The sequence below is a fragment of the Streptomyces sp. CLCI03 genome (assembly GCF_053615355.1).
Window position 1 is genome coordinate 7,018,315 of record NZ_CM132132.1, and the last position, 21,466, is coordinate 7,039,780.

20 protein-coding genes are annotated in these 21,466 nt (G+C 72.9%); 12 read left to right on the top strand and 8 right to left on the bottom strand.

Annotated features, from left to right (window positions below; translation table 11 throughout):
* The first annotated feature begins 104 nt into the window (after positions 1-104).
* The 4 genes from ACWG52_RS32350 (at position 105) to ACWG52_RS32365 (ending at position 3,196) form a co-directional block, all read left to right on the top strand.
* The gene (locus ACWG52_RS32350) at positions 105-923 is read left to right on the top strand and encodes an inositol monophosphatase family protein (protein WP_389807199.1); all 819 of its coding nucleotides are present in this window, start codon (positions 105-107) and stop codon (positions 921-923) included.
* Positions 924-972: 49 nt separating this feature from the next.
* Positions 973-1,569: an NADPH-dependent F420 reductase gene (locus tag ACWG52_RS32355; protein WP_389807197.1), complete on the top strand. Its 597-nt coding sequence runs from the start codon at positions 973-975 to the stop codon at positions 1,567-1,569.
* Positions 1,570-2,142: 573 nt separating this feature from the next.
* A complete protein-coding gene (locus tag ACWG52_RS32360) occupies positions 2,143-2,592 on the top strand; it encodes a hypothetical protein (protein ID WP_390166837.1) in 450 nt (149 codons plus the stop codon).
* 55 nt (positions 2,593-2,647) lie between these two features.
* A complete protein-coding gene (locus tag ACWG52_RS32365; RefSeq protein WP_389807193.1) occupies positions 2,648-3,196 on the top strand; it encodes a helix-turn-helix domain-containing protein in 549 nt (182 codons plus the stop codon).
* 59 nt (positions 3,197-3,255) lie between these two features.
* Here ACWG52_RS32365 and exaC read toward each other — a convergent pair whose 3' ends face one another.
* The 4 genes from exaC to ACWG52_RS32385 all read right to left on the bottom strand — a co-directional run bounded on the left by exaC (position 3,256) and on the right by ACWG52_RS32385 (position 10,725).
* Positions 3,256-4,779 (bottom strand): acetaldehyde dehydrogenase ExaC, encoded by a 1,524-nt coding sequence (gene exaC / locus ACWG52_RS32370; protein WP_389807191.1) that lies wholly within the window; start codon positions 4,777-4,779, stop codon positions 3,256-3,258.
* Between the two features lie 54 nt (positions 4,780-4,833).
* The gene (locus ACWG52_RS32375; protein ID WP_389807189.1) at positions 4,834-6,141 is read right to left on the bottom strand and encodes a GAF domain-containing protein; all 1,308 of its coding nucleotides are present in this window, start codon (positions 6,139-6,141) and stop codon (positions 4,834-4,836) included.
* Positions 6,142-6,366: 225 nt separating this feature from the next.
* Positions 6,367-7,650 (bottom strand): SWIM zinc finger family protein, encoded by a 1,284-nt coding sequence (locus ACWG52_RS32380; RefSeq protein WP_390136058.1) that lies wholly within the window; start codon positions 7,648-7,650, stop codon positions 6,367-6,369.
* A gap of 3 nt (positions 7,651-7,653) precedes the next feature.
* Complete coding sequence (locus ACWG52_RS32385) at positions 7,654-10,725, bottom strand: DEAD/DEAH box helicase (protein WP_453126681.1); 3,072 nt, start codon at positions 10,723-10,725, stop codon at positions 7,654-7,656.
* Positions 10,726-10,910: 185 nt separating this feature from the next.
* Here ACWG52_RS32385 and ACWG52_RS32390 point away from each other — a divergent pair, with 185 nt between their 5' ends.
* Positions 10,911-11,093: a hypothetical protein gene (locus ACWG52_RS32390; RefSeq protein WP_030732713.1), complete on the top strand. Its 183-nt coding sequence runs from the start codon at positions 10,911-10,913 to the stop codon at positions 11,091-11,093.
* Between the two features lie 217 nt (positions 11,094-11,310).
* Here ACWG52_RS32390 and ACWG52_RS32395 read toward each other — a convergent pair whose 3' ends face one another.
* Both ACWG52_RS32395 and ACWG52_RS32400 read right to left on the bottom strand, forming a co-directional pair.
* Positions 11,311-12,321 (bottom strand): polyprenyl synthetase family protein, encoded by a 1,011-nt coding sequence (locus ACWG52_RS32395; protein ID WP_389807399.1) that lies wholly within the window; start codon positions 12,319-12,321, stop codon positions 11,311-11,313.
* Positions 12,322-12,566: 245 nt separating this feature from the next.
* Positions 12,567-13,355 (bottom strand): hypothetical protein, encoded by a 789-nt coding sequence (locus ACWG52_RS32400; RefSeq protein WP_389807185.1) that lies wholly within the window; start codon positions 13,353-13,355, stop codon positions 12,567-12,569.
* Between the two features lie 135 nt (positions 13,356-13,490).
* On the opposite strand from ACWG52_RS32400, the gene ACWG52_RS32405 reads away from it, so the two are divergent.
* A complete protein-coding gene (locus tag ACWG52_RS32405) occupies positions 13,491-14,405 on the top strand; it encodes an oxygenase MpaB family protein (protein ID WP_389807184.1) in 915 nt (304 codons plus the stop codon).
* Positions 14,406-14,456: 51 nt separating this feature from the next.
* On the opposite strand, the gene ACWG52_RS32410 is transcribed toward ACWG52_RS32405, so the two are convergent.
* Positions 14,457-15,056: a class I SAM-dependent methyltransferase gene (locus tag ACWG52_RS32410; RefSeq protein WP_389807183.1), complete on the bottom strand. Its 600-nt coding sequence runs from the start codon at positions 15,054-15,056 to the stop codon at positions 14,457-14,459.
* A 177-nt stretch (positions 15,057-15,233) separates the two neighbouring features.
* Here ACWG52_RS32410 and ACWG52_RS32415 point away from each other — a divergent pair, with 177 nt between their 5' ends.
* The 5 genes from ACWG52_RS32415 (at position 15,234) to ACWG52_RS32435 (ending at position 20,413) form a co-directional block, all read left to right on the top strand.
* A complete protein-coding gene (locus ACWG52_RS32415; protein ID WP_389807398.1) occupies positions 15,234-16,013 on the top strand; it encodes an MHYT domain-containing protein in 780 nt (259 codons plus the stop codon).
* Positions 16,014-16,288: 275 nt separating this feature from the next.
* Entirely contained in the window at positions 16,289-18,913 is a 2,625-nt protein-coding gene (locus ACWG52_RS32420; protein WP_389807182.1) for a sensor histidine kinase, read from the top strand.
* Positions 18,913-19,356, top strand: a complete 444-nt coding sequence (locus ACWG52_RS32425) for a roadblock/LC7 domain-containing protein (RefSeq protein WP_161289274.1) — start codon at positions 18,913-18,915, stop codon at positions 19,354-19,356. The genes ACWG52_RS32420 and ACWG52_RS32425 overlap by 1 nt, the downstream gene beginning before the upstream one ends.
* Before the next feature lie 17 nt (positions 19,357-19,373).
* A complete protein-coding gene (locus tag ACWG52_RS32430) occupies positions 19,374-19,754 on the top strand; it encodes a DUF742 domain-containing protein (protein WP_161289276.1) in 381 nt (126 codons plus the stop codon).
* Entirely contained in the window at positions 19,751-20,413 is a 663-nt protein-coding gene (locus ACWG52_RS32435) for a GTP-binding protein (RefSeq protein WP_389807180.1), read from the top strand. The genes ACWG52_RS32430 and ACWG52_RS32435 overlap by 4 nt, the downstream gene beginning before the upstream one ends.
* A gap of 27 nt (positions 20,414-20,440) precedes the next feature.
* On the opposite strand, the gene ACWG52_RS32440 is transcribed toward ACWG52_RS32435, so the two are convergent.
* Positions 20,441-20,878: a PPOX class F420-dependent oxidoreductase gene (locus tag ACWG52_RS32440; RefSeq protein ID WP_389807179.1), complete on the bottom strand. Its 438-nt coding sequence runs from the start codon at positions 20,876-20,878 to the stop codon at positions 20,441-20,443.
* A 106-nt stretch (positions 20,879-20,984) separates the two neighbouring features.
* On the opposite strand from ACWG52_RS32440, the gene ACWG52_RS32445 reads away from it, so the two are divergent.
* Positions 20,985-21,383 (top strand): roadblock/LC7 domain-containing protein, encoded by a 399-nt coding sequence (locus tag ACWG52_RS32445; protein ID WP_030009154.1) that lies wholly within the window; start codon positions 20,985-20,987, stop codon positions 21,381-21,383.
* Positions 21,384-21,466: the final 83 nt, after the last annotated feature.

Below are 21,466 nucleotides of genomic sequence, written 5' to 3' on the forward strand. Positions count from 1 at the left end.
AAGTTAACGGTGCAGGCTTATAGCTTCGAGGCGAAAGCGCGGGAAGCAACGCGCGGTTCGGCCCCGACCGGCCTCATCACCCCTCCTCAGACAGGAGCACCACCATGTCCGAAACACTTCAGACCGCCGATGTCGTCACCTCCGACGCCGACCTGCTCGACCACACCGCGACCGCCGTGCGCGCCGCCGGTGCCGCGCTGCGTGAGCGCTTCGGCGACGTGGTCCGCTACGAGACCCGCGAAGAGCTGATGCGCGCGCTCGCCGTCAACGACGACGCGGCCCTCGACATCCTGCGCCCCCGTCTCACGAGCCTGCGCCCGCAGGCCGGTTGGGTGGAGGACGAGCTGGACGGCGGGGCGCTGCCGCCCGGCGAATGGTGGGTCGTGGACCCGGCCGAGGGCAACGTCAACCACCTGCACGCCCTGCCGGATTGGGCGGTGACCGCCACCCTCGTACGGGAGAACCTGCCCGTACTCACCGTGGTCCACCTGCCGTTGACCGGCGAGACCTACACCGCGCTCACCGGCGCCGGCGCCCACCTCGACGGCCGGCCGCTCCACGTCTCCGGCACCGCGGACCTCGGCCTGAGCATCGTGGCCACCAGCCAGGCCCGGCCGGACGAGGACGAGAAGGTCGTACGGCGCGTCGGCTCCTCGATCACCGCGATGCTCTTCGACGCGCTCGTCGTCCGCACCTCCGTACCCGCGACCCTGCACCTGACGAACGTGGCCGCCGGCCGGATCGACGCCTTCTGGCAGTTCGCCGGCGCCCGAGCGGATCTGCTGCCCGGCGCGCTGCTCGTCACCGAGGCCGGCGGACGGATCTCCGACGCCGAGGGCCGCCCGTGGACCCCGCAGAGCGACAGCTTCCTGGCTGCCGCGCCCGGCGTCCACGCCGAGGCCGTCGCCACGCTCTCCCGCTGACCCGCACCCCGCACACCACCACCCGAACCTACGCAAGGACCACGTCACCATGACCAAGATCGCAGTTCTCGGAAACGGCCGTGTCGGCGGCAACCTGGCCGCGGCCCTCACCCGGGCCGGGCACGAGGTGAGCGTCGCGGACCGCGCGCCGGGTGCCGCCGCCGACGCCGCTCGGACGGCCCGGATCGTCATCAACGCCACCCCGGGCGCCGGCTCCCTGGAACGTCTCGCCGCCCTGCGCGAAGAGCTGCACGGCAAGATCCTCATCGACGTCTCCAACGCCACCACCGACGGACCGGACGGACTGCCCGCCGACCTCATCCACCCCGGATCGAGCCTCGCCGAACAGCTCCAGGCGGCACTCCCCGAAACACACGTCGTCAAGACGCTGAACACCATGCTCTTCCCGGTGATGACCGCCCCGGCCACGCTCACCCAGCCGCCGACCGCCTTCCTCTCCGGCGAGGACCCGTTGGCCAAGCAGACCGTCCGTGAACTGCTCGTCGACCTCGGCTGGCACAAGGAATGGATCACCGATCTCGGCGGGATCCGGACCGCCCGCGCCACGGAGGCCGCGATTCTGTTCGTCCCGCACGTCATCCGGTCCACCGGATTCACCCCCTTCGCGATCTCGATCGCCCGCTGACCGTCGAGCCACGCACGCTGCGGGCGACCGGAGCCGGCACCGGCAGGGACGGTCCCGGCGGGACCCGATCGCGGCAGGCACGATCGGCATGGCCCACCGGCTGGAAGACGCCCGGATCCGGCTGCGGCTGCACCGCTTCGAACGCCCCATCGGCGAGGGGGGGTCGGCCCGTTCCGGATACTGCTCGTCGGTCAACACATCAGCCGGCTCGCTCCGGCCGCCACCCGTCTGCGCCCCGAGCGCCTGCACCGTGCCGATTGTTCGTACGGGGTCCCGCTGCGTTCCCGGATCGGCGACGTCGACACCGACCAGCACGTCAACTTCATCGCCCTGGCCACGTGGTACGACGAGGCCGTCGCCGCATTCGCCTCGGACTCGATCGGGAAGCTCTGACCGAGGCGGCGAAGAAGACCCCTGCCGTAGGCGGTCGGAGCCTCGCGCCCGCCGAACTCCGCAATGTGATCCCCTCATAGGAAGATTGGCACGGTGTCCACCTGAGTCATGGCGTCGTCCTGCGGAACACGACCACCGCAGGACGACGTCGGAGCAATGCGTACGAGAGGACGGAGAGGGATGCACGGCACTGGAGCGGAGGTCCCCGGCACGCGCGGGGTGTTCGCAGTGGACTCCACCGCCCCGGGCTCCGCACCGCGGGGGCTCGACGCCTTCCGGCGCGGGTGGGAGACGCAGGTCGGCGACGACGTCTTCCAACTCCCGGCCTTCAGCCCGGACACGATCGGTGACTTCCGGGTCAAGGGCAACGTGGCCAAGGTGCACGGCGCGGCGATGGCCGATCTTCACGCCGAGTCGGCGACCCGGACCGCGGACGTCCCGGGTGGCGATCAGGATCTGGTTGCCATGTACGTCGTGCGGCGCGGCGCATGGACGCTGGGCGGCCCGCCCGGCTACGGCGACCGGACCGTGTCGGCCGGGCAGTTCCTCGTCCGGCACCTCGGGAACCTGACGGCCTTCGAGACCTCGGCGCACCTCACGGCGAAGTTCCTCGTCCTGCCCCCCCGGTGAGCTCAAACCCCTGCTCGGGACTTGAGGCATCACCGGGCCGGCGGACTCGGCCGAGATGCGCCTGCTGACAGCCCTCACCGACATGATCCACACGACCGTGGCCGACCTCGGCCCGGCCGGTGTGGTAGCCGCCGAAGGCACCCTGATCGAGCTGACCAAGGCGGTGGCGAAGGGTCGGTACGACGACGTGGAACCCCGATTGGCTCCCGCGCTCACCCAGGCGGCCAAGGACCTCGCGAACCGTCGGCTCGCCGATCCCGAACTCTCTCCGGCGATGCTCGCGCGTGAACTCAACGTCTCCGTCCGTACGCTGCACCGTGCCTTCGCCGCGGTGGGTGAGCAGGTGACGACCTACATCCGCCACCGGCGACTGCACGAGGCCCGGCTCGCCCTTGCCGCACCGTCAGGGCGGCTGAGCATCTCGGAACTCGCCGCACACTGGCAGTTCGCGGACGGCAGTCACTTCACCCGAGCCTTCAAGAAGCACTACGGTCGCACTCCCACCGAGTACGCCCGCTCGACCCGAGCGGCCTCGCCCTCGCCGAACCGGCCCCCGCCGGGACGGGAGCCGGCCGAAAGCGCGTGCGCCTGCGTCGACGGGTGACCCTCTTCCGAACCTGCTCCGGGAGGGTAGATCACCCTCTGGTGAGTCGACTTGGCGGTCTAGAAGAAGCCGAGACGCTTCGGTGAGTACGAGACCAGGAGATTCTTCGTCTGCTGGTAGTGCTCCAGCATCATCTTGTGGGTCTCGCGGCCGATGCCCGACTGCTTGTAGCCGCCGAAGGCGGCGTGTGCCGGGTACGCGTGGTAGCAGTTCGTCCAGACGCGGCCCGCCTGGATCGCGCGGCCCGTGCGGTAGGCCGTGTTGATGTCCCGGGTCCAGACGCCCGCGCCCAAGCCGTATGCCGTGTCGTTCGCGATCCGTACCGCGTCGTCGAAGTCCTGGAAGGAGGTCACCGACACCACCGGCCCGAAGATCTCCTCCTGGAAGATCCGCATGCGGTTGTCGCCCTCGAAGATGGTCGGCTCGACGTAGAAGCCGCCCGCGAGGTCACCCTCCAGTTGTCGGCGCTCGCCACCCGTGAGGATCTTCGCGCCCTCGCGTCGGCCGATCTCCACGTACGACAGGACCTTCTTCAGCTGCTCCTCCGAGGCCTGCGCCCCGATCATCGTGTCCGTGTCCAACGGGTGCCCCGGCACGATCAGCTCGGTGCGCGCCACCGCCGCGTCGAGGAACTCCCCGTACCGGCCCCGCTCGACCAGCGCCCGCGACGGGCTCGTGCACACCTCGCCCTGGTTGAGGGCGAACATGCTGAAGCCCTCCAGGGCCTTGTCGCGCAGGTCGTCGTCCGTCGACCAGATGTCGTCGAAGAAGAGGTTCGGGCTCTTGCCACCGAGTTCCAGGGTGACCGGCTTCAGGTGCTCGGCCGCGTACTGCATGATCAACCGGCCGGTGGCCGTCTCCCCGGTGAAGGCGATCTTCGCCACCCGCGGGCTCGACGCGAGCGGCTTGCCCGCCTCCTCCCCGAAGCCGTTGACGATGTTGACCACGCCCGGCGGCAGCAGGTCCGCCACCAGGCTCAGCCAGTAGTGGACGGAGGCCGGGGTCTGCTCGGCCGGCTTGAGGACCACCGCGTTGCCCGCCGCCAGCGCCGGGGCCAGCTTCCACACCGCCATCAGGATCGGGAAGTTCCACGGGATGATCTGCCCGACCACGCCCAACGGCTCGTGGAAGTGGTAGGCCACGGTGTCGTCGTCGAGCTGGCTCAGCGCGCCCTCCTGCGCGCGCAGGGCCCCCGCGAAGTACCGGAACTGGTCCACGGCCAGGGGCAGGTCGGCCGCCAGGGTCTCCCGTACCGGCTTGCCGTTCTCCCAGGTCTCCGCGACCGCGAGGGCCTCCAGATGCTGTTCCGTCCGGTCCGCGATGCGCAGCAGGATCGACGACCGGTCGGCGACCGACGTCCGGCCCCAGGCGGGCGCCGCCGCGTGGGCCGCGTCCAGCGCCCGCTCCACGTCCTCGGCCGTGCCCCGGGCGACCTCCGTGAAGACCTGGCCGTTGACGGGGGAGGGGTTCTCGAAGTAGCGACCGCGGGCGGGCGGGACGTACGCGCCGCCGATGAAGTGGTCGTACCGGGGCGCGTACGACATGAGCGCCCCCTCGGTTCCGGGCGCAGCGTAGCGGGCCATGGTGTCCTCCCCTTGCCGGGCGCCGGCCGCCGTCGGACAGCGCTCCGGTGGAGGCTAGGAGCGGGCAGGTTGCGGATACGTTGCACGCCGCCGGGTACGGAGGTCCGGGCGCGCGCCGAGCTCCCGGTCCAGGGCGTGTACGCGGGCCAGCGCGGCCGGGCGGCGCTCCGGCGGCAGCGCCGCCGCCAGCGCCCGCCACGCCTCCGGGTCGTCCGCGCCCCACGGCCCGCACACCCAGTCGGTCAGCAGTCCGGCATCGGCCCGCGCGATCACGGCCGCCCGCGCCTGGTCCTCGATGCGGCGCCGCAGCCGGACGATGCCCGGCGCGGTCGAGGCCGGCAACAACGGCCCGGGGTAGTGGTGGAGGGCAGCGGACACCGCCCCGGTGGCCAACTGCCGGGTCAGGACGGTGAAATCCGCCTCCAGCCGACCGGCCGTGCGATACGGGCGCGACAGCGGGGCCGACGCCCCCAGCAGGGCGCGCAGCCGGGAGACCTCGGCGCGCAACGTCACCGGTGACACCGACTCGTCCTCGTACAGGGCGATCGTCAGCTCCTCGCCCGACAGCCCCTCCGGGTGGTGCGCGAGCAGCGCCATGATCTCGCTGTGCCGCCGACCCAGCCGAAGCCTGCGACCGGCCGTGACCAGCAGCGCCTCGTCCTGGCCGAGGGCCGCCAGGGTGTCCGCCGCGGCCGGCGGCTCGGGTGCGAGCAGGGACAACTGGGCTTCCGCCGCCCGGGCCACCGCCTGGACGAAGCCGAGGGAGTGCGGGTGGGCCAGGCCGTCGCCCCCGGTGATGTCCACCGCGCCCAGCAGCCTGCCCGTCCGGGGATCCCGCACCGGGGCCGCCGCGCAGGTCCACGGGTGCACCCGCCGGCTGAAGTGCTCGGCCCCGAAGACCTGCACCGGCTCGCCCGTCGCGACCGCCGTCCCGGGGGCGTTGGTCCCCATCGCCGACTCCGCCCAGCGCGCACCCGGGACGAAGCCGAGGCACTCGGCCCTCCGTAAGGTGGCCGGTTCGCCCTCCACCCACAACAGGCGGCCCCGCGCGTCGCACACGGCCAGCAGGTGCGCCCCGTGCGCGGCGAACGCCCCGACGAGATCCCGGAACAGCGGCATCACCCGGGCCAGCGGGTGCTCCTCCCGGTACGACCGCAGCTCCGCCTCCGCGAGCTCCACCCGGGGCGCGCACTCCGGGCTGAGCCGGGCCCGCGCGCACCGCCGCCAGGACCGCGCGATGACCGCCCGCACCGGGCCCTCGACCCGCCCGTCCCGGGTGAACGCGGCATGGGCCCGCCGCAGTTCGCGCGTACGCGCGGCCGGATCGGCCCCGCCCGGCAGCGCCACCGACGGACCACCCATGTCACCCTCCCGTGGTGCCGCGCGGTACGGAGCTACGGAGTTGCGGAGCCACAGCGTCGCGCCGCCTCGGATCGTCGAGCGGTTGAGCCGTGGAGCCGTGGAGCCGTGGAGCCGTGGAGCCGTGGAGCCGTGGAGCCGTCCCCATCGTCGTCCGGGTACCGGGTCCCGGCAAGCCGTACGTCGGCCAGGGCGCCGGTGGTACACGGCCCCGCGCGGGCCGAAACCTCACGGGGCCGGATCGGCCTCCAGCGCCGAGCCCGGATCCGGGGCGGAGGGGCCCGACGGGATCCAGCGCCCCGCCTCGCGGCGGTACGGCCACCAGCGCCCCTCCCGCCCCAGCCGAAGCTGCCGGTCGGTGCCCGCCTGAGTCCAGCGGGCGCGGACCCGGCGGAGCACCGGCGCCTCCCCGTCCGCCCAGGCCGTGGCCAGGGCCGCCCGGGCGCGGTCCAGCGTGCTCCGGTCCGGCGTCCAGTCGTCCTCCAGCGCCGCGAGGCCCGGGGCCGCGCCGAAGCCCCAGGCGCGTACGGCCAGTTCCATCTCGGCCCGGCTGCGTCCGGTAGCCGCCGCCAGGCGGGAGCGGACCCGGAAGTCATCGGCCTCGGCCGTGAGGCGTACGGCGTCCTCGGCGAGCGAGAGTGGGGCCGTCGGAGCGCGATCGGCGTGGCCCGGAGCCAGGGCCTCCGCGAGCCGCCGGTGGGCCTCGGTCGCGGCCGTCTGCGCCAGGAACTCCACCGCGTCCACGTCGAGATGCGGTTCCGGTTCCGCCTCGGTGTCCAACGTCGGTGGTTGGCCCGGCGCCTCGGGCAGCGCCGGGAGCGGGGGCAGCGCGGGACGCGGGGCGCCCACCGCGAAGACCTCCGCCGCCGGAACCCCCTCGTCGACAGACCCGTTCGGAGCCTCCGCCTCCGCTTCTGCGTCCGCCGTGTTCCGCTCAGCCAGATCGTCCACGAGCTCCCGCTCGCCCCGGCCCCGCAGGAGCAGCAGGACGAAGGGGTCCTGGTCCAGCAGCCGTGCCACCTGGTAGCAGAGCGCGGCCGTGTGCGCGCAGTGGTCCCACTCGCCGCAGTCACACCGCGGATCGAGGTCCCCTATGCCGGGCAGCAGCTCCACCCCGGCGGCGGCCGCGTCCTCGGCGAGCTCCGGCGGCACCTCCCGGTCGAGCAGAGCCGCGATGTGCCCGGCCTCCGCGGCTGCCAGGTCGAGCAGTCGGTTCCATTCCGCTTCCGTGAACTCCTGTACCAGCACGTCCGTCCGGTGCGCCGTCCCGTCCGGGTCGCGCACCACCGCGGTGAGCCCGCCGGGGCGCACCGACATCGCGCCGACCGCGCCCGAGCGCGCGTACCGGCGACCTTGCTTGAGCTGCGTCCCGTCGAGCGCGCTGTCCTCCAGGGCGCGCACCCAGGCATGACCCCACCAGGTGTGGGCGAAGCCGCGGCCGCGGGTGGGTGCTACGGCCGGGAAGGTCTTCTCGTAGGGCTCTCGGTCGCGGTCTCGGTCTCGGGTGTTCATCGCTCACTCCCCGCGCGCGGTCGGGCGCAGTGCCACGAGTTCGGCCAGTTCGGCATCGGTCAGTTCGGTCAGCGCGCCCTCGCCGCCCGCGAGGACGGAATCGGCGAGGGCGCGTTTGCGCGCGAGGAGCTGTGCGATCCGGTCCTCGACGGTGCCTTCGGCGATGATCCGGTGGACCTGGACGGGCTGGGTCTGGCCGATGCGGTAGGCGCGGTCGGTGGCCTGTTCCTCGACGGCCGGGTTCCACCAGCGGTCGAAGTGGACGACATGGCCGGCCCGGGTGAGGTTCAGCCCGGTGCCCGCGGCCTTCAGGGACAGCAGGAAGACCGGGACCTCGCCCGCCTGGAACCGGTCGACGAGCTCCTCGCGGCGCGGCACCGGCGTCCCCCCGTGCAGCAGCTGCGAGGCGATCCCGCGGGCCTGCAGGTGCCGTTCGATCAGGCGGGCCATCGTCACGTACTGGGTGAAGACCAGCACCGAACCGCCCTCCGCCAGGATCGTGTCCAGCAGCTCGTCGACGAGCTCCAACTTCCCGGAGCGGGCGGCGCCACCACCCGCGGCCGCCTTGGCGCCGCGGTCCGCCGGATCGTGCTCGCGCAGGTAGTGGGCCGGGTGGTTGCAGATCTGCTTGAGGGAGGTCAGCAGCTTGACCACCAGGCCGCGCCGCTCCATCCCGTCCGCCTCCGAGATCGCGGCGAGGGTCTCGCGCACGACCGCCTCGTAGAGCGAGGTCTGCTCGGGGCTGAGGGCGACGGTGTGGTCGGTCTCGGTCTTGGGCGGCAGCTCGGGCGCGATCCCGGGGTCGGACTTCTTGCGCCGCAGCAGGAACGGCCGGACGAGCGCTCCGAGGCGGGCGGCGGCCTGCGGGTCGTGGCCGCTTTCGACGGGGTCGGCGTAGCGGGAGCGGAAGGTGCCGAGGCGGCCCAGGAGCCCGGGGGTGGTCCAGTCGAGGACGGCCCACAGCTCGGAGAGGTCGTTCTCGACGGGGGTGCCGGTCAGGGCCACGCGGGCCGGGGCCGGGATGGTGCGCAGGGCCTTGGCGGTGGAGGAGCGCGGGTTCTTGACGTGCTGGGCCTCGTCGGCCACCACCATGCCCCAGCGGACGGCCGCGAGTTCGGGCGCGTCCAGGCGCATGGTGCCGTAGGTGGTGAGGACGAAACCCCTGTCGAAGTCGCTGAGGCCGGTGAGGTCGGTGAGGCTGCGGCCCGGTCCGTGGAAGCGGCGTACGGGAGTGCCGGGGGCGAACTTCTCGATCTCCCGCTGCCAGTTGCCCAGCAACGAGGCCGGGCACACGACCAGGGTGGGTCCGGCGGTGGCGGTGGCGGTGGCAGGGTCGGTGCCTGTGGCGGCGGTCGGGTCCTCGGGCCGGTTGCGGTGCAGGTGGAGCGCGATCAGAGTGACGGTCTTGCCGAGGCCCATGTCGTCGGCGAGGCAGGCGCCGAGGCCGAGCGACGTCATCCGGGCCAGCCAGCGCAGGCCGCGGAGCTGGTAGTCGCGCAGGGTGGCGCGCAGTTCGGGCGGCGCGTCGACGGCGTCGGTCTCGTCCTGCGGGTCGGCGGCCAACCGCGCACGCAGTTCTTCGAGCGGACCGGAGGCCGCTACGTCGACCCGTTTCCCGTCGATCTCCGCCGACCCGGTGAGTACGGCGGCCAGGGCCTCCGAGGCGGCGATCGTACGGTCCTGGCGGGCGCGGGCCCGGCGGGCCTCGGCGGGATCCACCAGGACCCACTGGTCGCGCAGCCGCACCAGGGGGCGCTTCGATTCGGCGAGGCGGTCGAGTTCGGCCCCGGTCAGATCGCCTTGGTCGCCCAAGGCGTGGCGCCAGCTGAAGGAGAGCAGGGCACCGGGGGAGAGCAGACCGGAGGAGCGGGCACGGGCGGTGGAGTCTTCGGGGGAGCCCAGCACGGCCCGGGCGCTCAGGTCGTGCAGGAGACCGCGCGGCCAGTGCACCTGGACCCCGTCGGCGGCCAGGGCGGCGCCGGCTTCGCCGAGCAGCTCCGTGACGTCCTCGTCGGCGAGTTCGACCGTGTCCGGGACGGCCGCGCCCAGCAGCGGGGCGAGCGGGGGCCACAGCCGGGAGGCGCGGCGCAGGGAGCGCAGCGCGTCCATCCGGGCTCCGGGCGGGAAGGCGGCCGCGGCGGCTCCGGAACCGGCCCAGACGTCGGCGGCATCGGCGACGAGGGCGGCGTCGGCCAGGCTGTGCAGCTGCAGGACGCAGCGGAAGGTGGGGGCGGCTTCGTGCGCCTGTGCCGCGCCCGCGTCGAGGTCTCCGTCGAGCTCGATCCGCAGGGAGATCCGCACCCCGGCGTCGTGGCCGGCGGCCACCTCGGTGGCCCATGCGCGCAGCTCGGGGTGGAGCCGTGGCGGGCGCTCGGCGTAGGCGGGCCCACCGGCGGCCGCGGGGGCGGCGGGGGAGCGGGGGAGGGTGTCGGCGACGGCGTCGAGGAAGGCCCGCAGCAGCGGCTCCGGCGCGGGCAGCCGGGGCGGCCCGTCGGCGTTCAGCGGCACGCAGTGGGCCGCGGGCGGCATGGCGGCGGCCAGTTCCCGGATCTCGTCGAGGTCGGCTGCCCCGAGCGGCCCGATCCGCCAGGCGTCGTGGCCGGCGGGGCTCAGCCCGGGCAGGAGCTTCCCGCGCGCGGCGAAGCGCAGGGCGAGCAGCGCGGCGGCGCCCCAGAACGCCGCGCTGCCGGCCCCGGCCGGCGTGGCGCCGGCCCCGCCTGTCGCGGTGTCGGCCCCGGCCGCCCCGGTGTCGGTCCCACCTGTCGCGGTGTCGGTCTCCGCCGCGGTGGACCGGGCGCGGGTGAGCAGGGGCAGGGCTTCGTCCAGGGACAGGACGAGCGCGACCACGGTGGCCCGACGCAGGTCGGGGGTGACGACCGTGAGCTCCTCCCGGCTGCCGAAGCGGGCGGGGGGACCAGCGTCATCGGCAGCGGCGGCGCCCGTCGTCGTGGCGGGGGAGTCGGTGCCGGGGGTTCTGCCGTCGGTCCGCCAAAGGGCGATCCGGCCGCCGCGGGCCGGGTCGGCGGGAAGGAACACGGCGGAGTGATGGATGAGGCCGGAGATCTCGGAGAGCACGCATTCCTCAAACTTGACTACTGGGTACGGGGTGGCCGAGGGTACCCCACCGCGGGCACCTTACGAGGAGGGCGCGTCCGTGACCCGGGTCACTTCGAAGACCGTTCGGCTGTCGGGGAACGCGTGGTCGTGACGGCGCGTTGAGGGGGGTAGGAGTGGTCGACGGCAGAAGGAGGTGTCCGCAGGTGTCCACAAGCGGAAAGATCGCGGTTGCCGGAGTCGTGGCAGCCATCGTGCTGTTCTGGACCGTGGGCTTCTGGGCGGGGTTGCTGGTCCTGATCGGCGTGCCGCTCGCCGCCTACCTCCTGCTGGACTCCTCCCAGCGGCGTCGTCTGCGGGGGATGTCCAGGAAGCAGATCGGCCGCTGACGGCGCCCGCCGATCAGTCGCCCCGCGGGGCGGCCGGCGCTCCGGCCACGGCGCGGAGCCCTGTAGGCGCGACCGCGGGGCGGGGCCCGTTCGCATGGCCGCCCGGCGGCGGACGCGCCCGAGTGGTGGCGGCCCACCCGGGCGGCGGCGAGGCGAGGAGGCGGCGCCGCACGCGACGGTCAGGTCGGGCGGCGCGCCACACACGGCGATGACCGGATCAGGCGGCGCCGCTCACGACGACCGGGGCCAGGTCGAGGTCGAGGTCCGCTTCGAGCAGCATCTGGGACGCGTGGTCCACGAGGTGCCGGAGCACCGGCAAGTAGGTTTCGTCGCCGCCCAGTTCGTCCAGGATGCGGTGCCCCTCGGCGCGGAACACGTCGATCTCCGCCCGGTACCGGTCGAGGGCGGTGGGTGTCCGCAGCAGTGCCGCCAGTTCCGTTCTGGCTTGATGTGAGCGCCCGGCGGCGGCGCACAGGCCCAGGATGTGCTGCCGGGATTCAGGCGAGGCGTCCTCGACGACGGAGGCGAGGAGATAGGTGACGGTGCCGTTGAGCAGGTCTTCGTTGCGACCGGACAGGATGTCTTCCTGGTCGTTGAATATTTGCCAAAGGATGCCGAAGACATAGCCGAATTCACGCCACAGCTCCACCTTCTCGGCTGTCGTTCCCGAAAATATGGCGGCCATTGCCGTGATCATTCCGAAGGGGGCGCCGGACTTGCCGCGGTACGTCTCGACCACCGATTTCCGCGACGCGCCGTGGATGTCCCCGCGCATGTCGTCGATCTGTCCGTCGACGCCGATGATCCAGCCGTTCAGGATCTCGGTTATCAGCGCGGCGCGCGCCGGCTCCGGGAGATCCTGCGACAGGAGGATCTGAATCGGGAGCGAGTTTCCCGTGATGACCGAGGCGAGCAGTGCTTCGTTCTCGGTGAGCTCGCCGGAGATGGAGGCGCCGTTGGCGTCCGCCAGGTCGTCGAGATAGCAGGCCGAGGTCCACCACAGCAGGTGCACGGCGGACAGGGGGATGGCCGGTCTCGGATTACCGGTCTCTATGGCGTGCGTGAGGAGCGGCAGCACCGAGAGGGGATGTCTCAGTTTGCGGTGCTCCAAGAGCTTGGCGACCGAGTTCTTGGTCGTGCCGCCCAGTGAGCCGAGGCGCTCCAGCGCGGTGTCGATCTCCGCGTCGATGTCCTGCGAAACTTCCCGGTGCAGGTCCAGGTAGGACATGGAATTCAAGAATGGCCTCCGTCGTGGAATGGGCCGCGGGTGTGGGTGCACACCTTTGAGCCGCGTGACTGGCCGATTCGATCATTCCGGAGGAGGGGGATCCAGAGCGATTTCCAGCCTCTTAGGCCGAATCTTTTCGATTATGAGGGGTCGGTGCGGCCCGCACCCGGGGTCGGGCGTCGACGAACCGATCGGTATGCGTCGTACATCACGGCCGCATCGGCCGTCGCCGCCCCGGCCCGGGTTCATGACGGGCGGACCGCGATCCGGTCCAGTGCCGCCAGCAGGTCCGGCAGGTCCGGAAGGTCCCCGTCCCCCTCGTGCGGGACCGTGAGCACCTCGCTCGGTTCCTCGTCCAGCAGGACGAAGGCGGCCTCGCCGGTGCGCGCCACCAGCGACCACCCGGGTCCGTCCACCCGCAGCGTCCGTGCGCCCTCGCCGGCGAAGGAGGACCGCACCCGGCCGGGCGGCGGCGCGGTCTCCGTATACGCCAGGGCCTCCTCCAGCGCCCGTGCGAGCCCCGGATGCGCGGCGGCCGCCGCCCCGCCGTCCGTGGCCTCGCGCTCCCGCCAGTCCGCCCACTCCCGCGCGATCTGGTCCGCACCCATCCGCCGCTGCACCGGACCCCACGAGTCCGCCGAGGGCGGGGCGAGCGGGACCCGCCCCGTACCGTCCGCTCCCTGCTCGGGATCGTGCGGCTCCGGAATCCCCGAAGCGGCGACCGACAGGTCCAGCGGCCAGCCCGCCAGCGAGACCACGATCGTCCGCTCGTCGGGGGACAGGTCGTACTCCATCCCGCAGTCCCAGGAGGCGATGGCCGTCGCGACGAGCGAGACGTCGTCCACGACGACCGTCCAGCGCGCGCCCTCCTCGTCCTGGCCGAGCACCAGCCCGTAGCCCTCCCCGCCCGGCGCCACGCCCAGCAAGGAGCAGGCCTCGGGGAAGTCGTCGCCCAGGATGCTGGGGAACTGCGCCGGAGTCAGCAGCACGGCGGTCAGCACGTACAGCGAGCCGCCACCCTCGTCGTCGGACACCTGGCCTCCTGGTAGCTCTCTCGTCGGCGCACCTTAACCAGCGGGTAACCCGCCCGTCGAGAGCTTCCCGGACACGATTTCCAAGGCTGCTACCTGCACGTAGAGTTGGGGACCCGCCACAGAAAGGGACACCAGGTGCAGCGTTACGATCGGCTGAGGGAGATCCTCCGTCTCGATCCCGACAAGGATTTCCTCGCCATCTACCGGCTCACCGCCACCTACGAGTTCCCCTGGGACTTCACCCGCGCCCTGGAACTCGCCCTGTTCCGGACCTATGCCGTCCCGAGCATCGGTGGCCTGCTGGCCGAGACGGCCGAGTTCACCGACCGCACCCAGAAGCGCTACGACGACACCGCGCTGCTCCTGGACGCGGTCGTCGAGCACGGCTTCGAGAGCGACACCGCACGCACCGCCATCCGCCGCGTCAACCAGATGCACCGCAGCTACGACATCTCGAACGAGGACATGCGGTACGTCCTGTGCACCTTCGTGGTGATTCCGGCGCGCTGGCTGGACGCCTACGGCTGGCGTCCGCTGACCCATCACGAGCGTCGGGCCTGCGCGAACTACTACGCCGCCCTCGGCCGCCATCTGGGCATCACGGACATCCCGGGCTCCTACGAGGAGTTCGAAGCCACCCTCGTGGCCTACGAGGAGGCCCACTTCGGCTGGGACGAAGGCGCCCGCGCGGTCGCCGACTCCACCCTCGACCTCATGGCCTCCTGGTACCCGGCGCCGGTCGCCCCCGCCGTGCGGCGCGCGAGCCTCGCCCTCCTCGACGAGTCGCTCCTGGACGCCTTCCGGTACGAGGCCCCGCGCCCCCCGGTCCGGCGCCTCGTCCAAGGCGCCCTGCGGCTGCGCGGTCGCGCGGTACGGCTGCTGCCCCCGCGCCGGGCCCCGCACTACGCCCGCCAGAACCCGGAGATCAAGGGCTATCCGGACGGCTACGACGTGGGTGAGCTCGGCACGTTCCCCGTGCCCGGCTCGGGCGGCTGCCCGGTGCCGCATCCCCGCCGGCCCGCCGGAGCCGAGGCCCAGCCTCCGGCCTGATCCCGAGCACCTCCGCGGACCCCGGGCGAGGGGGCGACGTACAGGCGTATGTCACGGGCGACGCACGGCCAGCACCAGAAAACGGTCGTCGTCGTCCGCGTACGAGGCCATCTCCCAGCCCGAACCGCTCAGCAGCGGGCCGAGGTTGTGCTCGGCCCGCATGTCCTGCGGGGTCAGCTCGCGGCCGTGGCGCGCGGCGAGGGCGGCTCGCCCGATCGGGTGGAAGAGCGCGAGCCCGCCACCGGGGCGGACCACGCGGGCGAGCTCGCGGAGATTGGCTTCCGGGTCCGGCAGGTGGGCGATGAGTCCGGCGGCGAACACCGCGTCGAGCACCTCGTCGCGCAGGGGCAGCCGGGCCACGTCGGCGAGCAGCAGGGCGCCCTCGGCGTCCCGTCCCGCCCGCCGTGCGGCGACCAGCATCTGGGGGGTGAGGTCCACTCCGAGTACGGTCCCGCCGGGTCCCACGGCGGTCCGCAGCGCGGCCATGGCCCGCCCGGTGCCGCAGCCCGCGTCGAGCACGCGGTCCCCGGGCCGTAGTCCGAACTCGGCCACGGCGGTGGTGAACGCGGGCCCGTCCCCGGGGAACTTGCGGTCCCAATCGGCCGCGCGGGCCCCGAAGAACTCCTGCACGTGTGTCCGGTCTTCGCTCATGCGCCCATGATCTCCCACGGCGGCCCTCGCACGTCTCAGCGGACCGTGAGCAAGCTGGCGCGTGGTGTGATCGGAGATGAACGTAGCTCTGTCATATTCCAGCAGTTACAGCTGCTTTCGAAATGCGCCCCCTGTTCGCGCCCTCACCCGGACTAGCGTCCCGTGGCCATGGGACACCTGGGACATCTGGACCACGCCGCCTATGGGTGGCTGACACCCGTGCTGTCATATGTGATGGCATCGATCGGCGCCGCCCTCGGGCTGCGCTGCACCGTCCGCGCGCTCGCCACGACCGGATCCTCTCGCCGCAACTGGCTCCTCACCGCTGCCTCCGCCATCGGCACCGGCATCTGGACCATGCACTTCGTCGCGATGCTCGGCTTCGAGGTCACGGGCACCGAGATCCACTACAACGTGCCGCTCACGATCCTCAGCCTGCTCGTCGCCATGGTGGTCGTCGGCGCCGGAGTCTTCGCCGTCGGCTACGGCAAGGAACGCGGCCGGTCCCTCGTCCTGGGCGGTCTCACCACCGGACTCGGCGTCGCCAGCATGCACTACCTGGGCATGGCGGCCCTGCGACTGCACGGAGACGTCTCCTACGACCCGCTCACCGTCGGACTCTCGGTCGCCATCGCCGTGATCGCGGCGACCGCCGCCCTCTGGGCCGCGCTCAACATCAAGTCACCGGTGGCGGTCGCCGTCGCCTCGCTCGTCATGGGCGCCGCCGTCAGCAGCATGCACTACACGGGGATGATGGCCGTCGCCGTCAGCGTCAGCCCCTCGGACGCGGTCCTGCCCGGTGCCACGGCCATGCAGTTCATCTTCCCGCTCGCCGTCGGGCTGGGCTCCTACCTGTTCATCACCGCCGCCTTCGTCGCGCTCTCCCCGACGGTCGACGGGCACGCCGCCTCCGCTTCGGCCCGACACGTGGGGGAGCACACCGTGACCGCCCACTGACGCGCCACCGGTCGCCCGTCGGCCCGCCCCCGGCGGCCCGTCGGCCGCGCACGGACCATCCGTCGACCGCGCCGCTCCCGCTCCCCCGGCACCGCACCACCGTGCACCGCCACACGCCGCACCGCCGTGCACCGCACGCACCGGCCGTGACCCCTTCGCCCCGCGGCCACCGCGTCACCACCACACCTGCCCCACCCGCTCCGCCGCTACACCCGCCGCCCCACCCGCTCTGCCGCCCCACCGCACCCGTAGGCACCGCCCGGAACGAGGAGCCCATGCGAACACCCCGCAGAAAACCGGAAGCAGCGGCGCCGAGGTTGCCCGCGCCCCCGGCACGCGGCCGCCGGGCCCACGCCGGGCCGCCGGCCGAGGAACCGGCGGAGCTCCGGGCCCAGCGGCCCCACCAGCCCCACCCGCCCGCCGCCCGCGCGAGCGGAGACCGACCCCGGCCCCGGTTGCGGCTGCGCCCCGCCACCGTCCGCGCCAAGATCGTCTCGCTGCTCATGGTCCCGGTCGTGTCGCTCCTCGCCCTCTGGGCCTTCGCCACCGTCAACACCGCCCAGGACATGGCCCGGATCAGCCGCGTCCAGCGGGTCGACACCGAGATACGCACGCCCGTCGCCGCCGCCGTCACCGAGCTCCAGGCCGAACGCCGCGCCGCCGTCCGGCTCCTCGCCGACCCCACCGCCGACCAGGGCGCCCTGGACCGGCAGGCCCGCCGGACCGACGCCGCCGTGCAGCGGTTGCGGCTCGGTGACCGGCACACCGTCGCGGACTCCGGCGACTACCGCTCCGACATCGTGGTCCGGCTGGAGGCGTTCGTCGCCGCCGCCGAAAGCCTGGGCTCCTCGCGCAAGGACATCGCAGACCGCCGCGCCACCCCCGAGGCGGCCTGTGCGATCTACACCCGCGTGGTCGATTCCGCCTTCGCCGTCGGCGGCGCCCTGACCGGCGGGGAGAAGGCCGAACTCGGCCCCGACGCGAGGGTCCTGCTCGAATTCTCCCGCGCCGCGGAACTGCTGTCCCGGGAGGACGCGCTGCTCGCCGCCCCCGGCCCGCGCACGGCCGAAACGCTTCGGCAGCTGACCGGCGCCGTCGAGTCCCGCCGGGCCCTCACCGACTCCGCCGCTCGCGACCTCCCCGCCGATCAGCAGGCCGTCTGGGAGTCCGCCGCGAAGAGCGCCGCCTACGCCGACCTCACCGGCGCCGAGGACCGGGCGCTGGCCGCCGGCACTTCCAAGGACAGCCGTGGGGTGCCCGCCGGATGGGATGCCGCCCACAGCGCCATCGCCGCCTCGATGGGGGAGGTCGAGGCGGGGGCGCACCTCGCCGCCGCCGGTCGGGCCGACCCCTTCACCGAAGGGGCGCTCACCCCGGCGGGGGCCGCCGTGCTGCTGGGCCTGGCGGCCGTCGCCGCCTCCCTCGTCATCTCGGTCCGGATCGGCCGGGCCCTGGTCGTCGAACTGGTCTCGCTGCGCAACACCGCCCTGGAGATCGCCCACCGCAAACTCCCGCAGGCCATGGAACGGCTGCGCGCCGGCCAGGAGATCGACGTCGCCGCCGAAACCCCGCCCGGGCCGCCGGCCGAGGACGAGATCACCCAGGTCGGCGAGGCGCTCGGCACCGTCCACCGGGCCGCGCTCAACGCCGCCGTCGAACGGGCGGAACTCGCCGGCGGCATCTCCGGCGTCTTCGTCAACCTCGCGCGCCGCAGCCAGGTCCTGGTGCACAAGCAGCTCACCCTGCTCGACTCGATGGAACGGCGCGCGGACGACCCGAACGAACTGGGTGACCTCTTCCGTCTCGATCACCTGACCACGCGGATGCGCCGACACGCGGAGAGCCTGATCATCCTGTCGGGTGCCACCCCTGGCCGGGCCTGGCGGATACCGGTCCCGCTCACGAACGTCGTGCGGGCCGCCGTCTCCGAGATCGAGGACTACCCGAGGGTCGAGGTCCGCCGGCTCGCGGAAGCCGCCGTGGTCGGCGGCGCCGTCGCCGACCTCACCCACCTGCTCGCCGAACTCATCGAGAACGCGGCCCAGTTCTCGCCGCCGCACACGAAGGTCAGGGTCAGTGGCGAGCCCGTCGGCACCGGATACGTCCTGGAGGTCGAGGACCGCGGACTCGGCATGGGCCCCGACACCCTCGGCGACGCCAACCGCCGCATCGAACAGTCCGAGTCGCTCGACCTCTTCGACAGCGACCGGCTCGGGCTCTTCGTGGTCAGCCGGCTCTCGGCGCGCCACGGAGTGAAGGTGCACCTGCGCACGTCTCCCTACGGCGGCACCACCGCGGTGGTGCTCCTGCCCAACTCCATGCTCCAGAGCGCGATCACGGCGGGCGCCGGAGCCCCCGCCACCGCCTCCCCCAACGGTTCGGCTCCGGACTCCGACACGGGGGCGCGACCGGAGTCGGCGGCCCCCGCTCCGGCCCGTGCCTCGTCCCCGTCGTCCTCACCGGGACCGAAGGTGGTGGTGCGGGCCGAACAGCCGCCCGCCATGGCCGTCGTACGGGAGGACACGCAGCCCCCGACGCCGGCCCCGACGCCGCCCCAGGCGCCGGACCCGGCTCCGGACCCGGCGGGCGAGGAACCCCGTCCGGCCCCGGTGGCTCCGCTCCGGCCACGCGGCCCCGGTGGTGCGGGCGCCCGTACCCAGGCGGCCGCGGCGCCCCCGGCCTCGGTCACGGAACTGCCGCGCCGGGTGCGCCAGGCCAGCCTCGTTCCGCAGCTCCGGGAGGCCCCCGCCGCCAAGGCCCCGACCGCGTCCCGTCCGCCCGAGGAGCCGCCCGGCCGCAGCCCGGAGCAGGCCCGGGACCGGATGGCGGCCTACCGGGCCGGCTGGGTCCGCGGCGCCCAGGAGAACTCCCCTCACGCAGGCAGCGAAGGAGAAGTGTGATGATCGAACACCAAAGGATCGACCTCGACGGCGGCCGCAGGTCCGGCGAACTGGACTGGCTGCTCGACGACCTGGTGCTCCGGGTCCGCGAGGTCCGGCACGCCGTGGTCCTCTCCAACGACGGCCTGGCGGTCGGCGCCTCCAGCGCGCTCAGCAGGGAGGACGCCGAGCACCTGGCCGCGGTGGCCTCCGGCTTCCACAGCCTCGCCAAGGGCGCGGGCCGGCACTTCCACGCCGGGGGCGTGCGCCAGACGATGGTCGAGATGGACGAGGGCTTCCTCTTCGTCGCGGCCGCCGGCGACGGTTCCTGCCTGGCCGTGCTCAGCGCCGCCAGTGCCGACATCGGCCTGATCGCCTACGAGATGGCCCGACTGGTGAAGCGGGTCGGCGAGCACCTCTACACCCCGCCCCGGTTCGCGGCGCGCCCGCCGGCCGCCGGCTGAGGGCGGCGGTCCGGCACATGAACGGCCAGTGGTACGACGCCGACGCGGGCCCCCTGGTCCGTCCGTACGCCATGACCGGCGGGCGTACGAAGCCGGGACCCCACGGGGTCCGCTTCGACCTGATCGCGCTGGTCGTGGTCGATCCGGAGGGGACGGACGAGGCGGCCGAGTCCCTGATGGGCCCCGAGCACCGGGCACTGCTCGGCCTCTGCCGGTCCGAGACCCAGTCGGTGGCCGAACTGGCTGCCGACGCCGACCTGCCGGTGGGGGTGGTGCGGGTGCTGCTCGGGGACCTGCTGGAGGGCGGGCACGTCAAGGTCAGTCGGCCGGTACCACCCGCGCAACTGCCGGACGAGCGGATTCTGCGTGAAGTCATCGAGGGATTGAGAGCGCTTTGATGGGACAGCATGACGAGCGAACTGCCGGAGACGCCCCGGGCGTGGATCCCGGTCCGGGGGAGGACCCCGAACTGGCCGCACTCGCGCTGAAGATCCTGGTGGCGGGCGGCTTCGGGGTGGGCAAGACCACGCTGGTGGGGGCGGTCAGCGAGATCCGGCCGCTGCGGACGGAGGAAGCGCTGAGCGAGGCGGGTGAACTGGTCGACGACACCGGCGGTGTGGCCCAGAAGACCACCACGACGGTGGCCATGGACTTCGGGCGGATCACCATCCGGTCCGGGCTGTCCCTGTACCTGTTCGGTACGCCGGGGCAGGACCGGTTCTGGTTCCTGTGGGACGAGCTGTCGCAGGGCGCGCTGGGCGCGGTGGTCCTCGCCGACACGCGGCGGCTGGAGGACTGCTTCCCGGCGGTGGACTACTTCGAGCACCGGCGCATCCCGTTCGTGGTGGCCGTCAACTGCTTCACGGACGCGCGGCGGTTCGGGGCGCACGACGTGTCGCGGGCACTGGACCTGGAGCAGGGGACGCCGGTGGTGCTGTGCGACGCGCGGGACCGGGACTCGGGGAAGGAAGTACTGATCAGGCTGGTCGAGTACGCCGGGCGGGTGCACACCGCCCGGCTGCTGGACTCGGTGGAGCCGCAGGCCGATTCCGTGTGAACCGGCCCGGTCGGCGGGGCGGGTGGGTCAGTCGGCGATGTCGGCGAGAGCGATCACCTTGTCGATCGGCACCCTGACGAGGAGTTCGGTCGGGACGGCGTTGCGGCGGCCGAAGGCCTCCCCCTGGTCCTCGCCCATGTACCGGGCGCCGATCCGGGTGGCCCAGGTGAGCAGTTCGTCGGCGTCGTCGGCGTAGCCGCTGATCTCGGCGCGGCCCTCCAGGATCACGAAGGAGAAGGGCGGCCGGTCGTCGTCCACGCAGAGCGCGACCCGGCCGTCGCGGGCGAGGTTGCGTCCCTTGACGGTGTCCTTCCCGGTGTTGAAGACGAAGGAATCGCCGTCGAGCACGAACCAGATGGGAGCGATGTGCGGACTTCCGTCCTCGCGCACGGTGGAGAGCTTTCCGGTGCGGGTGGAGTGCGAGACGAATGCCCGCCATTCCTCTTGAGTCATCTTCTTCGCCATGGGGACATCCTCCTTGCCCGAAAGGCACTGGTGGGGAAGGCTTGCGGCACAAGTACGAGGGGTGGGGCGCGGCCGAGTGGCCGACGTCGACGGGGAGGGGCTGGGAATGGCACTGGACAAGCAACTGGACTGGCTGCTGGACGACCTGACGCGCAGGGTCCAGCAGGTGCGGCACGCGGTGGTGCTGTCCAACGACGGCCTGGTCACGGGAGCGAGCGCGGGGCTGGCGCGGGAGGACGCGGAACACCTGGCGGCCGTCGCGGCCGGTCTGCAGAGCCTTGCCAAGGGGTCCGGTCGCCACTTCCGGGCCGGCGAGGTGCGACAGACGATGATCGAGTACGACGAGGGGGCACTCTTCGTCATGGCGGCGGGCGCGGGCAGCAGCCTGTGCGTGCTCAGCGCCGCCGAGTCGGACATCGGCCAGGTCGCGTACGAGATGACGCTGCTGGTCAACCGGGTGGGCGAGCACCTAGGCGTCGCTGAGCGGCGCATCACCGGCGGCTGAGCACGCCCCCGCTCGGGGGTTGTCCACAGGCCTCGCAGGGTGTCGTTGCGCTGAGTTACGGTCTTCACACAGAGTCACTGCTC

Coding starts and splice junctions, on each gene's coding strand:
- ACWG52_RS32430 (WP_161289276.1), top strand. CDS start 19,374: ATGAACGGCCAGTGGTACGACGCCGACGCGGGCCCCCTGGTCCGTCCG.
- ACWG52_RS32350 (WP_389807199.1), top strand. CDS start 105: ATGTCCGAAACACTTCAGACCGCCGATGTCGTCACCTCCGACGCCGAC.
- ACWG52_RS32420 (WP_389807182.1), top strand. CDS start 16,289: ATGCGAACACCCCGCAGAAAACCGGAAGCAGCGGCGCCGAGGTTGCCC.
- ACWG52_RS32375 (WP_389807189.1), bottom strand. CDS start 6,141: ATGGGTGGTCCGTCGGTGGCGCTGCCGGGCGGGGCCGATCCGGCCGCG.
- ACWG52_RS32355 (WP_389807197.1), top strand. CDS start 973: ATGACCAAGATCGCAGTTCTCGGAAACGGCCGTGTCGGCGGCAACCTG.
- ACWG52_RS32440 (WP_389807179.1), bottom strand. CDS start 20,878: ATGGCGAAGAAGATGACTCAAGAGGAATGGCGGGCATTCGTCTCGCAC.
- ACWG52_RS32365 (WP_389807193.1), top strand. CDS start 2,648: ATGCGCCTGCTGACAGCCCTCACCGACATGATCCACACGACCGTGGCC.
- ACWG52_RS32380 (WP_390136058.1), bottom strand. CDS start 7,650: ATGAACACCCGAGACCGAGACCGCGACCGAGAGCCCTACGAGAAGACC.
- ACWG52_RS32445 (WP_030009154.1), top strand. CDS start 20,985: ATGGCACTGGACAAGCAACTGGACTGGCTGCTGGACGACCTGACGCGC.
- exaC (WP_389807191.1), bottom strand. CDS start 4,779: ATGGCCCGCTACGCTGCGCCCGGAACCGAGGGGGCGCTCATGTCGTAC.
- ACWG52_RS32425 (WP_161289274.1), top strand. CDS start 18,913: ATGATCGAACACCAAAGGATCGACCTCGACGGCGGCCGCAGGTCCGGC.
- ACWG52_RS32360 (WP_390166837.1), top strand. CDS start 2,143: ATGCACGGCACTGGAGCGGAGGTCCCCGGCACGCGCGGGGTGTTCGCA.
- ACWG52_RS32395 (WP_389807399.1), bottom strand. CDS start 12,321: ATGTCCTACCTGGACCTGCACCGGGAAGTTTCGCAGGACATCGACGCG.
- ACWG52_RS32410 (WP_389807183.1), bottom strand. CDS start 15,056: ATGAGCGAAGACCGGACACACGTGCAGGAGTTCTTCGGGGCCCGCGCG.